The organism is Panacibacter ginsenosidivorans (assembly GCF_007971225.1).
Classification (GTDB): domain Bacteria; phylum Bacteroidota; class Bacteroidia; order Chitinophagales; family Chitinophagaceae; genus Panacibacter; species Panacibacter ginsenosidivorans.
Genome location: NZ_CP042435.1, coordinates 758,506 through 772,878 on the forward strand (window position 1 = coordinate 758,506; position 14,373 = coordinate 772,878).

At 40.8% G+C, this 14,373-nt stretch carries 8 protein-coding genes; 7 read left to right on the plus strand and 1 reads right to left on the minus strand.

All coding sequences use genetic code 11. The features are described 5' to 3' along the window. Positions 1 to 114 precede the first annotated feature (114 nt). Entirely contained in the window at positions 115 to 1,155 is a 1,041-nt protein-coding gene (locus FRZ67_RS03120; RefSeq protein WP_225975491.1) for a cytochrome D1 domain-containing protein, read from the minus strand. A gap of 231 nt (positions 1,156 to 1,386) precedes the next feature. On the opposite strand from FRZ67_RS03120, the gene FRZ67_RS03125 reads away from it, so the two are divergent. From FRZ67_RS03125 to FRZ67_RS03155, 7 genes are all read left to right on the plus strand, one after another. Then, a complete protein-coding gene (locus FRZ67_RS03125; RefSeq protein WP_225975492.1) occupies positions 1,387 to 2,484 on the plus strand; it encodes a helix-turn-helix domain-containing protein in 1,098 nt (365 codons plus the stop codon). Positions 2,485 to 2,767: 283 nt separating this feature from the next. Continuing rightward, positions 2,768 to 5,230: a glycoside hydrolase family 95 protein gene (locus FRZ67_RS03130; protein WP_147188145.1), complete on the plus strand. Its 2,463-nt coding sequence runs from the start codon at positions 2,768 to 2,770 to the stop codon at positions 5,228 to 5,230. 185 nt (positions 5,231 to 5,415) lie between these two features. Then, positions 5,416 to 7,344, plus strand: a complete 1,929-nt coding sequence (locus tag FRZ67_RS03135; RefSeq protein WP_147188146.1) for an alpha/beta hydrolase-fold protein — start codon at positions 5,416 to 5,418, stop codon at positions 7,342 to 7,344. An 80-nt stretch (positions 7,345 to 7,424) separates the two neighbouring features. After that, positions 7,425 to 8,531, plus strand: a complete 1,107-nt coding sequence (locus tag FRZ67_RS03140; RefSeq protein WP_147188147.1) for an alpha/beta hydrolase-fold protein — start codon at positions 7,425 to 7,427, stop codon at positions 8,529 to 8,531. Between the two features lie 190 nt (positions 8,532 to 8,721). Continuing rightward, the gene (locus tag FRZ67_RS03145; protein WP_147188148.1) at positions 8,722 to 10,842 is read left to right on the plus strand and encodes an alpha-L-arabinofuranosidase family protein; all 2,121 of its coding nucleotides are present in this window, start codon (positions 8,722 to 8,724) and stop codon (positions 10,840 to 10,842) included. Positions 10,843 to 11,176: 334 nt separating this feature from the next. Then, positions 11,177 to 13,291: an alpha-L-fucosidase gene (locus tag FRZ67_RS03150; protein ID WP_225975493.1), complete on the plus strand. Its 2,115-nt coding sequence runs from the start codon at positions 11,177 to 11,179 to the stop codon at positions 13,289 to 13,291. A 676-nt stretch (positions 13,292 to 13,967) separates the two neighbouring features. Next, a complete protein-coding gene (locus tag FRZ67_RS03155) occupies positions 13,968 to 14,174 on the plus strand; it encodes a hypothetical protein (protein ID WP_147188149.1) in 207 nt (68 codons plus the stop codon). The last annotated feature ends 199 nt before the right edge of the window (positions 14,175 to 14,373 follow it).

Below are 14,373 nucleotides of genomic sequence, written 5' to 3' on the forward strand. Positions count from 1 at the left end.
TTGAAAAATTTCTGGTGAATAATGTAGTGCTGCTTTGCTCAATATAGAACAAAACGTACAAGTGAGTGACACAACGGAAGTTTAATAGTATTACAAAAGCCTGCACAAAAAATATTATTGTTGCACAGACCATGCAAGGCCATCGGGCACACCGCCAACATCAAGATGGCTGGTAACTTCCAACGTTTTGAGATCTATTATAGCAATATAGTTATCAGCCGAGCAGGCAACAAATGCACGTGTACCAACCGGGTCCATAAGAATACCTGCCGCACCCTTTCCCAATTTTAACCGCTTTACTTCCTTACGTGTCGCCACATCATAAATAGTAAGTTCGCCGGATTGAAGACTTGAAATAAATACCATTTTACCATCAGGCGTAAATTTTAGCCGGTTTGCACCATTAACCTTTGCATCAACTTTTGCTGACTGTCTTTTTGCTGCAAGATCAATAATGGTAATGCTTCCATCTTCGCTTGACGCGGTCCATAATTCATGGCCATCGGGAGATACATCAAAACCTTCTGAACCTCTTGCCGTGTGAATAACTGTTTGCATCCAATCTTCGTGTGGTTTTGCGCCAGGAAATGGTGGCGCTACCAGTGTATCGGAAAGAATGCTTACAGTACCCGAAGAAACGTTTGTAGTATAAATTATTTTACCGTCTGCAGTAACATGGAGCATGTGTGTTCTGTCTTGCCCTGTTCCCATACTCCAGTCGAGTTTGCCGGTTGCAGGGTCATAGCGGCCCACTGCTTTTGAGCCTTCGGCAGTAAACCATGCCTTGCCATTTATAAATGTTATATCATGCGGACCAAACAGCGGTCTCGTGTCAATATTGGTCAAAGGTTTTTGTGCCACAAGGTCTATGATATTTATTTCATGTAAACTGCCGCCGCCATAAATGCATACGTACGCGGTCTTTCCATCTGTAGACGCTACCACTTCATGCGGATCTTCTCCCACTGGGATGCGTGCAAGAATATTTAATGTAGCCGGGTCTACTATCGCTAATGTATGGTTGGCTTTTGAAAGCGCCAGCAATGCACGCCCTGGTGTGGATTGCGCATGGCATGCAGTTATAGAAAAAAGAAGTGTTACAATAAAAACACTTATTACAGTCAACCTGAACATACGGCTTTGTATATTTTTCATACAGTGAGAATTTTATGGTGATGATGCGCCTGTTTATGCGCAATTACTGTTTTTGGCACAAAGCTATCTTATAAAAAAAACAATTTATAAAAATGATATGAACAGGATAAATGTTGCGGTGAAAAGTAGAATTTAAGCGCAGGCTAGAGTGATGAAAATATACAAGGTTACCGGCTTTAGCTCTCCGTGGCGACACCTGTTGCGTCGCAATCCTTTCCAGGTTCCCGTTTCATGGCATCAAAATTCAATTGTTTGATTTTCGTAAGCCTTGCTTTGAATTTCGTTACAGAAATTTTAGCGTATACAATTCCTTTGCAATCTGTAATCATAAACTCCCTTGCTGATGAAAAGAATATCCAAAAAGCAAATGCAGGAATTGCAAGAATCATGTTGAAAAATTACGAACATAATAAATCAGTAAGTTTGTGGCAGATGAGGAATATTGAAACCATAGAAGAATTCTACACAAGGAAATTCGGGGGCATACCTGAAGATATTCGTAAAGAGATCGGGCATTTCAATGTGTTCAAACTCGATCCTTTTGTTGGTGAAAATGCGAAACCTGTTCCTTATGCACGCAGAGATTATTTCAAGATCATGCTGATAATTGGTAACTACAAAATGCACTTTGCAGATCAAGTTGTTGAAATAAAAAAACAGGCATTGGTATTTTCAAATCCGCAAATACCTTATAGCTGCGAATACACTGATAGAATTGTAAGCGGATATTTTTGTTTGTTTACACCTGATTTTTTTCATCAGTTTGGAAATCTTGATCAGTATACTGTTTTTCAACCCGGTGGTACGCATGTATTTGAGTTAACAGATGAACAAGTGCTTAAGGTAACAGCTATCTATAAAAACATGTTTGAAGAAATAGCTTCTGATTATCTGCATAAATATGATGCGCTCCGTAATCTTTTTTTTGAACTGCTGCACTTTGCTATGAAACTACCATGTGCAAAAATTGAAAAGCAATCTATAAATGCATCGCAAAGAATTTCCAATTTGTTTTTAGAACTTTTGGAACGTCAGTTCCCGATCGATGATAACCACAAAGAGTTAAGCCTGCGTTCTGCCTCTGATTTTGCACAGCAGCTGAATGTGCATGTAAACCATTTGAACCGCGCCGTAAAAGAATCCACAGAAAAAACCACATCGCAAATTATTGCCGAACGCATTGTGCGGGAATCAAAGATCATGCTAAAGCATAGCACATGGAATGTATCTGAAATTGCCTATGCATTGGGCTTTACTGAAACAACACATTTCAACAACTTCTTTAAAAAACATGTAGAACTAAGCCCGCTGAAGTTTAGGAATGTTTGATTTTCGTAAACCATTGTTTGGTTTTAGTTATATTCTCCCCTCCTTGCGGAAATAACTTTTTTGTATAAATTTTTTATGGCATCGGCTTCAGTTCTTGTGGCATCACCTGTTGCGTCGCACACTTATACTTCCGGTCTGCTATCAACCACTTGTTGTATAGCTTTTATTTTACTGGAATCGTTTGTACGAAATTGTGCTCTCTCTAAAGCCACCTGTAAAAAATAATGTGTCAAAGAAATAATTGTAAATAAAACACTTATTTTTAGCATTATAATTCTAAACGATGAGAAAAGGTATTCTGGCCTTTTTGCTTTTGCCGGCAATCATTTGTCAAGCTCAAACAAACCAAGCGCTAAAACTCTGGTACAATAAACCCGCAGGCGCTACCTGGGAAAACGCGTTACCTGTTGGAAATGGCAGGTTAGGTGCCATGATATATGGAAACGTTGATACAGAAACAGTTCAGCTGAATGAACATACACTCTGGAGTGGTAGCCCCAACCGTAATGACAATCCCCTTGCATTGGATTCATTGGCCATCATACGTAAACTGATATTTGACGGCAAACAAAAAGAAGCAGAGCAGCTTGCAAACCGCGTCATCCTAAGTAGGAAATCACATGGACAAATGTTTGAACCGGCCGGTGAACTTCATCTTGCATTTAATGGCCATGAAAAATACAGCAATTATTACCGTGAACTGGATATTGAGAGAGCAGTTACAAAAACTTCCTACACCGTTGGCGATATAACTTATACACGGGAAACACTGGCGTCCATTCCCGACCGTGTAGTGGTAATGCAGCTAACGGCAAGCAAGCCACACAGCATTTCCTTTACTGCATTTTATTCATCACCACAGCCAAAGGTTGATGTAAAGACAACGGCTGTGAATCAACTTACTTTTTCAGGAACAACCATCGATCATGAAGGCGTTAAGGGCATGGTTAAATATAAAGGCATCGTGCAGTTCAAAACGGCAGGCGGCAGCATTTCCTCAACAGATACTTCTGTTATAGTAAAGAATGCTGATGCAGTTACGATCTATATTTCCATTGCTACCAATTTTAATAATTACAACGACATCAGTGGCAACGAAAATGAAAGAGCAGCAAATTATTTAAACAAAGCTGTTACCAAATCTTTTGCTTCCATTGAGCAGGCACATATTGCAGCATACCAGCAATATTTCAACCGTGTAAAACTTGATCTTGGTGCTGGTAAAAATTATGATCTTCCTACAGATGAGCAGTTGAAAAATTTTAACGCAACAAACGATCCGCAACTGGTAACACTGTACTACCAGTATGGACGTTATTTATTGATCTCTTCCTCACAACCGGGCGGCCAACCTGCCAACCTGCAAGGTATCTGGAACAACAAACTTTATCCGCCATGGGACAGCAAATACACCATCAACATTAATGCGGAAATGAACTACTGGCCTGCGGAAAAAACAAACCTCGCAGAACTGCATGAACCATTCCTGAAGATGGTGGAAGAGATGGCCATCACGGGCAAACAAACAGCAAAAGAAATGTATGGGGCAAGAGGCTGGATGGCGCACCACAACACGGATATCTGGCGCACTACAGGCGCAGTGGATGGTGCATTCTGGGGCATTTGGAATAATGGCGGCGGATGGACGAGCCAGCATCTCTGGGAACATTATTTATACAATGGTGATAAAAAATATTTGACATCTGTATATCCTGTATTAAAAGATGCAGCATTGTTCTATGTCGATTTTTTGGTAGAGCACCCAAAATATCACTGGCTGGTTTTATGTCCTGATATGTCACCCGAAAATGCACCTGCCGCACATGAAGGTTCTTCACTCGACGCGGGTGTTACCATGAGTAACCAGATTGCGTTTGATGTATTCTCCAACGTAATACAGGCAGCGGAAATTTTACACAAAGACGCGGCCTTTGTTGATACGCTAAAACAAATGCGCAGCCGCCTGGCGCCGATGCATATTGGCCAATACGGCCAACTACAGGAGTGGCTGGATGATATAGATGACCCCAATGATCATCATCGTCATATTTCGCACTTGTATGGTTTGTTTCCTTCCAATCAAATCTCTCCTTACCGTACGCCGCAATTATACAGCGCAGCAAAAAATACCTTGTTACAACGTGGTGATGTATCTACCGGTTGGAGCATGGGCTGGAAGGTAAACTGGTGGGCAAAAATGTTGGATGGCAATCATGCCTACAAGCTGATACAAAACCAGCTTACGCCGGTAGGAACCAATGAAGGCGGTGGTGGCACCTATAACAATTTATTTGATGCACATGCGCCTTTCCAGATCGATGGCAATTTTGGTTGCACTTCCGGCATAACAGAAATGCTGATGCAAAGCAGCGACGGCACGCTTTCCTTATTGCCGGCATTACCCGACGTGTGGAAGGATCATGGCAGCATCAGCGGGCTGCATGCAAGAGGCGGTTTTGAACTCGTAAGTATGGAGTGGAAAAACGGCAGCATCGTGAAAGCTGTTATCAGGTCAACATTAGGTGGCAATCTTCGGCTAAGGGTTCCGAATGTTTTAAAGTTTAGCAATGCCGCATCACTAAAAGAAGCAACAGGCAACAACAGCAATCCTTTTTACCAGACCGAAGAAACGCCTGCACCGGTCATATCACCAAAAGCAACGATCACAGCGCCGGAACTAAAAAAGACTTTTGTGTATGATATACCAACGCAGGCAGGAAAGCTGTACACATTGATTGCAGAATAGAAAACTATGAATGCTTCGCGGATTTTTATGGACTTAGCTGCATTGCTACTATCATCTGCTGTTGTGTCACTCACTTGTACTTGTTGCTCAAGACTGGGCTGAGTGTTGAAGAGTGCGACGCAACGATGTCTCATAGTAATAATTCAGCTGGGTACATCATAACAAAAATAAAATACTAACGACATATGAAACAACTATTGTCATTTTTTATCGGCATGCTGATTACAGCAATTGCTTTTGCACAGCCATCTGAAAAGCAGGCGCTGCGTGGATTTGATTCATTGCAACAAAATATTCCGCATGGAACAATCGACACGATCGTGTATGAATCCAAAACGGTTGGTACAAAAAGAAGAGCCATTATTTATACACCACCGGGTTATTCGAAGAAAATAAAATATCCTGTATTGTATTTATTGCATGGCATTGGCGGCGATGAAAAAGAATGGCTGAATGGCGGCACGCCACAGGTGATCATGGATAATTTATATGCGCAGGGTAAAGTGCAGCCGATGATCATTGTTATGCCCAACGGAAGAGCGATGAAGGATGACCGCGCCATTGGAAATATTTTTGAAAGCGCAAAAGTGCAGGCATTCGCCACATTTGAAAAAGACCTTTTGAATGATCTTATTCCTTTTATTGAGAAGAAATACAATGTTTATACAGACCGTGAAAATCGTGCAATTGCAGGCCTGTCAATGGGTGGAGGACAATCACTCAATTTTGGGTTGGGCAACCTGGATAAGTTTGCATGGGTAGGCGGTTTCTCTTCTGCGCCAAATACAAAAGCACCGGAAGTTTTGGTACCTGATCCGGAAAAAGCAAAACAGCAATTGAAATTATTATGGATATCCTGCGGAGATGCCGATGGATTGATCAGCTTCAGCAAAAGAACGCATGATTACCTGCAAAAAAATGATGTGCCGCATATCTATTACATTGAACCGGGTGTGCATGATTTTAAAGTATGGAAAAATGGCTTGTATATGTTTTCGCAGTTTTTGTTCAAGCCTGTTGATGTTTCAAAATTTTCATCGTACACTGTTTTAGGCACACCTGCTGCTACCAATTTACGTTCTTCAAAATACCCGCAAATATTGCCGGACAGTCGTGTTGTATTCCGCATAAAAGCACCAGACGCACAGAAAGTGCAGATTGATCTTGGAAAGAAATACGACATGATGAAAGATACAGGAGGTTACTGGATAGCTACGACTGATTCTATCAGTGAAGGATTTCATTATTATTCGCTGCTGATCGATGGCGTTGCATTGGCTGACCCTTCAAGCGAAACATTTTATGGCATGGGCAGAATGGCAAGTGGCATTGAAATACCGTTCAAAGGAGATGATTATTATGCTGAGAAAGATGTGCCGCACGGAGATATCAGAATCAAACATTATTATTCTTCTGTAACCCGGTCATGGCGCGACATGTACATTTATACGCCACCTGGTTATGATGCAAACACAGCTGATAAATACCCGGTATTATACATTTTGCATGGCGGCGGCGAAGATGAGAGAGGCTGGGCAACTCAGGGAAAAACAGATTTGATACTTGACAATCTTATTGCTGCACATAAAGCAAAACCCATGATCATCGTGATGCCTGATGCAAACATTGGCATGGGTGGTTTTAGCAGTAATGCTATTGAAAATTCTCTGAAGATGTTTGAATCAGAAATGAAACAGGTGATCATTCCTTTTGTTGAAAAAAATTATCGTGTGATATCTGATCCAAACAGTCGTGCACTTGCCGGGTTATCGATGGGAGGTTTGCATACATTGTATACAGGCATTAATAACACAGATATGTTTGCGCATCTTGGTGTGTTTAGTTCGGGTTGGATAAAACCGATGCTTGATAAAACTGCAGATGCTCAATATGACTTTATAAAAAACAATACAGCTAAAATAAACAGTGACCTGAAAACATTCTGGATAGCGATGGGTGGTAAAGAAGATATTGCTTACAATAATTGCCAGGTTATGTTAGCCAAATTAGATGAGCTTGGTATTAAGCATAGTTATTATGAATACCCGGGCGGGCATACATGGCCGGTATGGCGTGAAGACCTCTATGTATTTGCACCGTTGTTGTTCAAATAGTCTTAATCTCAGTTTTGATGCGCGCCAAAAGCACAGCAGACTATAAGTCATTTGAAAAATCAGTCATTAAAAATTATTATATGAAATTAACACAAGCAATCATTTTATCCGCAGCCATTTTAGCAGGCCATGCCTGCCTGGCGCAGGAAGTTAAAGAAGATTTTAAACCTTCTATATTAAACCAGCCGGGGCAGGAATACCCGCAGGTAAATTCACAAGGTTATGTTCGCTTTCATATTAAAGCTCCAACCGCTGATAGTGTAAGGGTAAGCTTAGGCCTGGGAGGAAGAGGTGGCACTTTGCTCACCAAGGGTGATGACGGATTTTTTACCGGCACTACAGAAGGCCCGATGGATGAAGGTTTTCATTATTATCATCTTACGATTGATGGAGGAGTCTTCAACGATCCCGGCACACTAAATTTTTACGGCTCTACGCGCTGGGAAAGCGGCGTTGAAATACCTGCTCACGATAAGGAATTCTATGCTTTGAAGGATGTGCCGCATGGTAACGTGCAGCAAATTCTTTTTCCTTCAAAAAGCACCGGCAGCCAACGCCGTGCTTTTGTATATACACCACCTGGATATGAAAAAGATAAATCTAAAAAATATCCTGTATTGTATCTTCAACATGGTTGGGGTGAAGATGAAACTGCCTGGAGCAACCAGGGCCATGCGAATCTTATCATGGATAACCTTATCGCCGAAGGGAAAATAAAACCTTTCATCATTGTGATGACTTATGGTATGACCAACCAATTAAAGTGGGGACATCTGAAAGAATTTAAAATTGATACATTTCAAACTGTGCTGACAGATGAATTGATTCCTTATGTAGATAGTCATTTCAATACAATAGCTGATCAATCTCATCGTGCTATGGCTGGCCTTTCAATGGGTGGTATGGAAACACATGCCATAACGCTTAACAGACCTGACGTTTTCTCATATTATGCTCTTTTGAGCGGTGGTATTTATACACCGGAAGAACTGCAGGGAAAGGCAAAACCAAAGCTCATCTTCATAAGTTGTGGCAGTAAAGAAAATCCCGACAAAATAAACCAGGCTGCTGATACTTTAAAGCAAGCAGGTTATAATGTTGTTTCTTATGTCTCTGAAAATACTGCACATGAGTTTCTTACCTGGCGCAGAAGTTTATACCAGCTGGCGCCACTGCTGTTCAGGTAAAATAAGTTAGTAAGTTGGAATTGCTACCATGAAAAACTACCGTACAAGTGAGACCTTCTTCCACCGGAAGAAGCTAGACAAGAGGTTCTAACCTAAGTGTTGCAGTTGGTAAACAAATAATTCATCAGTCAACACTTCGTGTTTTCGAATAGTAATAAAGTAAAGATGATAACCATATAAAATTTTATTGATGCAAAAGAAACTTTTGAAAAGACTATTTGGGATTGCAGGATTTTTGAGTTGCATTATTTTAGGTGTGAATGCCCAAAAAACTACACTTACACTTGATGCAGGAAAACCCGGTGCCGGTGTAAGCCCGATGTTGTATGGATTGATGACCGAAGAGATCAATCATTCCTATGATGGCGGCTTATATGCTGAGCTAATCCGCAACCGCATTTTCAAAGACAGCAAAACAACACCGGAAGGATGGAGCCTTGTGAAAGATAATGCAGCCGACGGTGCAGATATAAAACTCATGGCTGCGAACGAAGACAATATTCCTTATGACGAAAGAAGGCATGCTATCAATGGCGCACTTTCCACGTGTTTGAGGCTTACGGTTGAAAAAGCATCGGGCAGGGTTGGCATTGCCAATGAAGGTTATTGGGGAATACCTGTAAAGCCGGCAACAACTTACAAGGCATCGTTCTATATGAAAGGTACAGAGCGCTCTGAACCTTTTCGCTGGCCATGGGAACCAAAGCCAAACACGCCGAAGCTTCCTGATATTCCAAATAACACACCCGGCCCCATAACTGTTTCCATTGAAAGTAATGATGGCAAAACGGTATATGCGTCGGGCACCATCAATCTTGAAAAAAGTATTTACTGGAAGAAGTATGAACTGACTTTAACAACAGCCGCTAATATTCAGCCCACAAAAGATGCACGCTTTGTTATTTCAACTGATCGCACCGGTTTGTATTACTTTAATCTTGTTTCATTATTTCCGCCGACCTATAACAATCGCGATAACGGCAACAGGCAGGATTTGATGCAGATGTTGGTTGATATGAAACCAAAATTCCTGCGGTTCCCCGGAGGTAATTTTTTAGAAGGGCCATTAATCACCGATGCATTTCCCTGGAAAACAACACTGGGTATGTTGGAAAACAGGCCGGGGCATAATGGTTCCTGGGGTTACCGTGCTTCTGATGGCATGGGCTTGCTTGAGTTTTTGGAATGGTGCGAAGATATGGGTGCCGAGCCGGTGCTGGCTTTGTACGCCGGTTATTCTTTACAAGGCGATCATGTGGATGCAGGCCCTTTATTAAAGCCATATATTGATGATGCACTGGATGAAATTGAATATGTTACCGGCGATGCCTCGACTTACTGGGGCGCCAAACGTGTTGCCGATGGGCATCCCGCACCATTCAAACTTACTTATGTTGAAATAGGGAATGAAGATTGGTTCGACAGGAGCAACAGCTATGACGGAAGGTTTAAACAATTCAGGGAAGCTATTGAAGCGAAGTATCCAAAACTCACCTGCATCTCTACGATACCGGCAACGCAATATCCTTCTATGAGTGTAAAAGGCAAAGAGGCTGCAGTAGTGGATGAACATTATTACCGCAACTCCTGGGATATGTGGGAGAACGCTTCTCAATATGATAAATATGACCGCAACGGCCCTAAAATTTTTGTGGGCGAATGGGCAACACGTGAAGGGCTGCCAACAACAAATTTAAATGCTGCATTAGGTGATGCAGCGTGGATGACGGGCATGGAGCGCAATGCAGATATTATCATCATGTCTTGCTATGCGCCACTGTTTGTAAACGTAAGTAAAGATTCAGCAACAGGCAGAAGAGCATGGCAGTGGGATTCTGACCTGATAGGTTATGATGCACTGAACAGCTATGGTTCACCATCTTATTACGTGCAGCAATTGTTTAATCATTATCTCGGTAATAAAATTGTGCCGGCGACATTTGAAAATGTACCTCTGCAAAACAGGCCGCTTACCAAAAAAGACAGTGCAGATGGCATAAAAATTAAAACTGTTCCCACCCTGTTTTATTCTGCAACAAGGAATGATGCAACCGGAGTTATTTATCTTAAGATTGTAAATACGTCAGCAAAAAAACAAACCATACAAATTAATCTTACTGGTGCTGATAAAGTTCAGCCGGAAGCAACAATGGTCGTTGTAAAAGGCAATAATCCGGATGATACAAATACAATAACTGACCGCGAAAATATTCTGCCGGTTACATCAACTATAAAAGGTATTAAAACCTCTTTTACAAGGGTGTTTGATCCTTATTCGGTAAACATACTTGAGTTAAAAACAAGTAAATAAAATTGATCTGGAATTCAGTTTTTAAAAAAGTGGAAATAAATAAAACACACTGGTGCAGCAAGATGCATGTTACCAGCTTTAGTAGCTTATGGCATCCACTGTTGCGTCGCATTCCGTTCATCGTTCTGATTATAAATTGAGCTTGTATTATTTGTTGCCTGTAGACATGAAGATGAAGTGATTGCTCACTTATTTGTTGATTTAGTTTCTGGTGTTCGCGAACCTCCGTTGTCGGTTTGCGACGCAAGGAACGATGCCATGTAAAAATGCAGCTGGTATCAAAAAATTCTTTGAGTACTTTACAAAAAAATCAGTAGTGTTTAAACACAAATCAATGGAAAGAAATAACTCAGGCAATGATCTCATGAAAAGAAAAATTATTACTGCTTTACTGATATTTATTTATCCTGTTATGGTTGTTTACGGGCAGGCAGATGCACCGCCGCCTTGTGGTCCATTGCCTTCCGCCAACCAGTTAAGCTGGCAGCAAATGGAATACTATGCTTTTGTACATTTTTCTGTAAATACCTACACTGATATGTCGTGGGGATTTGGAAATGAAGACCCAAAAATATTTAACCCAACACAATTGGATTGCATGCAGTGGGCACGCATTTGCAAAGAAGCCGGCATGAAAGGAGTTATACTTACTGCCAAGCACCACAGTGGCTTTTGTCTCTGGCCTTCAAAGTATACTGAGTACTCTGTAAAAAATTGTCCATGGAAAAATGGCAAAGGAGATATTGTGCGTGACATGTCTGATGCATGTAAAGCCTATGGCCTGAAGTTTGGCATTTATCTTTCACCATGGGACAGAAACAGCGCTGACTATGGCAAGCCCGAATACATTACTTACTTCCGTAACCAATTAAAAGAATTGCTCACGAACTACGGCGATATTTTTGAGATATGGTTTGATGGCGCCAATGGCGGCTCGGGATATTATGGCGGCGCCAATGAAACCAGGAAGATAGATGCCAAAACATATTACGATTGGCCGGAAACTTATAAACTGGTCAGATCCCTGCAACCAAATATTGTAATATGGAATGATGGCGGTGACAGGGCAGACTTACGTTGGGTGGGTACCGAAGCTGGTTATGTAGGTGAAACAAACTGGAGTCTTTTGAACAAAACCGGGGACGTACCTGAAAACATGCTGCGCAATGGCGTTGAAACCGGTGATACATGGGTGCCCGGGGAAGTAAACACATCGATAAGACCTGAATGGTTCTATCATCCAAAAGAAGATGGAAAAGTAAAAACATTGCCACAGCTGATGGATATTTATTATAATTCGGTTGGAAGGAATGCAACGTTACTGATGAATTTTCCGATAATGCCAAACGGCTTAATTAATGAAAAAGACGAGAAGGCAGCGCTCGGTTTCGCACAAGCGGTAAAAGATGCATTTGCGATTAATCTTGCAAAAAATGCACACGCGCAAGCTTCAGATGTGCGTGGTAAAAATGCAATGTATAGTGCCGAAAAAGTTTTAGATGGCAATAAAGACACTTACTGGGCCACGGATGATAGTATCAAATCAGCATCACTAACGATTGATTTTGGAAGGATTGTTTCCTTCAACCGCTTTTTAGTACAGGAATATATACCACTTGGGCAACGTGTAAAATCTTTTACCATAGAGGCATTGGTAAAAGGCGAATGGAAATTACTCGATAAACAAACAACGATCGGGTATAAGCGGATCCTTCGTTTTCCAACTGTTGCAACAACAAAATTGAGATTTACTATAACGGATGCAAAAGCATGTCCGCTTATTTCAAATATTGAAGTATATAATGCACCGCAGATATTAACGCCCCCTCTAATAATACGGGAGCAATCCGGTAAAGTACGCATCATTCCCGCCGATCCGGAATCTGAAATATTCTATACACTGGATGGCAGCATACCTACAATAAATGCCCGCCGGTATACAGGCCTTGTAGAAACGGGTGAAGGAAAAGCCGAAGTAAAGGCAATGGCGTACAATGCTGTTACGGGTAAAAGCAGCACCGTTACTGCAGAGAAATTTGATATATCGAAAAGGAAGTGGAAGATATTGGGAACGGAAGATAGCAATGCCCATGCAATTATTGATGGACTGGAAAGTTCATCATGGCATCAACAACAGGATGCAAAAATGCCCGTTGATCTTGTAATTGACTTAGGCAAAACAGAAAGGCTTAGTGGTTTCAGGTATTTGCCTGACCAGAACTGGTGGGCAAATGGCATTGTTAGCAATTACGAATTTTATATTTCAACCGATAATGATCAGTGGCAACTTGCGGACTCCGGGGAGTTTTCAAATATTAAAAACAACCCGTTGTGGCAAACCAAATCTTTTAAACCGGTTAATGCACGTTACATAAAATTTCGTGCCTTGGCTAATACGCAAAATGACAATGCTGTAGGGTATGCCGAGATAGATGTTATTACTGAATAGCATCTGGTCATCTTTCGGTATTCGATAGTACAGGTTAAAATAATTGCGGATAATAACAGAAGTTATTTTTCTTTTGTGCTTAGCTGCATTGCTACTATCATCGCCGGTTGTGTCACTCACTTGTACTGCATAATACGTATCGTCATAGCAAAGACTACAGCAGAGATTTGTGTGCAGCCCCGGCTATCTTTTAAACATCAAAATTCAATAACACAATACAACTAATTTCCGAAACCACTAATGTGGCTTTTTACATACCATTTTTGACGAGTCAACCTTTTAGTTACTCAACTCCCCGCATAGTCTGTGCCTTTGACAAATATCAATATTTCCGATGACGACAGTCATTGCGCAAAAAGCCTTGATATTAAATATTTGCAGTGTAATATAAAGGGATATGAAATTTGAATATTTAAAGAGTGACTTATTAACCGAACTGAAAAAAAAAACAGGAAAAATATACCAGGGCTTTTGATAAAGGTTCTTTTGAAGAACTTGGATATATCATGCAAAAAATAAACAGTATACAATCTGCACTTTTTGAATTTATGGATATAGTGGAAGTAGTATAAAAATATTTTTTTGGGGGATGTCGAAAAACGGACCGGTTAACACTGGTCCTTCATTTCACTTTATATGATTTCATTAAGATTACCGGGTTAAAACAATTAGCGTTATGAGACTACAAAATTTTATTTCCATGCTCACTTCACAGTTAAAAGAAGAAGAGTACTGCTATGATGCTGCTGTGAGAGCTAAAAACTTTTTTCTGGTAAATAAAATAATGCAGCGCATCACGTCATTAAAAAAGGCAATTGATAAAACAACTATGCACAGCAATGAAAGCTTATATGTATCGCAGATAAAATTTCAATTGCTCTAAACAGAACCTCCCGGTTGAGGTGAGGCTTATATTGTTGGGAGTAATAAATCCAGCCCGTTTGCTACCTGAAAACACAATAAACCTTTGTTCATACAGAGGTTTTATTTGTTTGCAAGAGAAGGATTAAAAAACTTTGAGCAGGTTTTGTTGCATACTAAGTTTATTTTTTTAGTTATTATGATCACATCAGAGGCAAGAT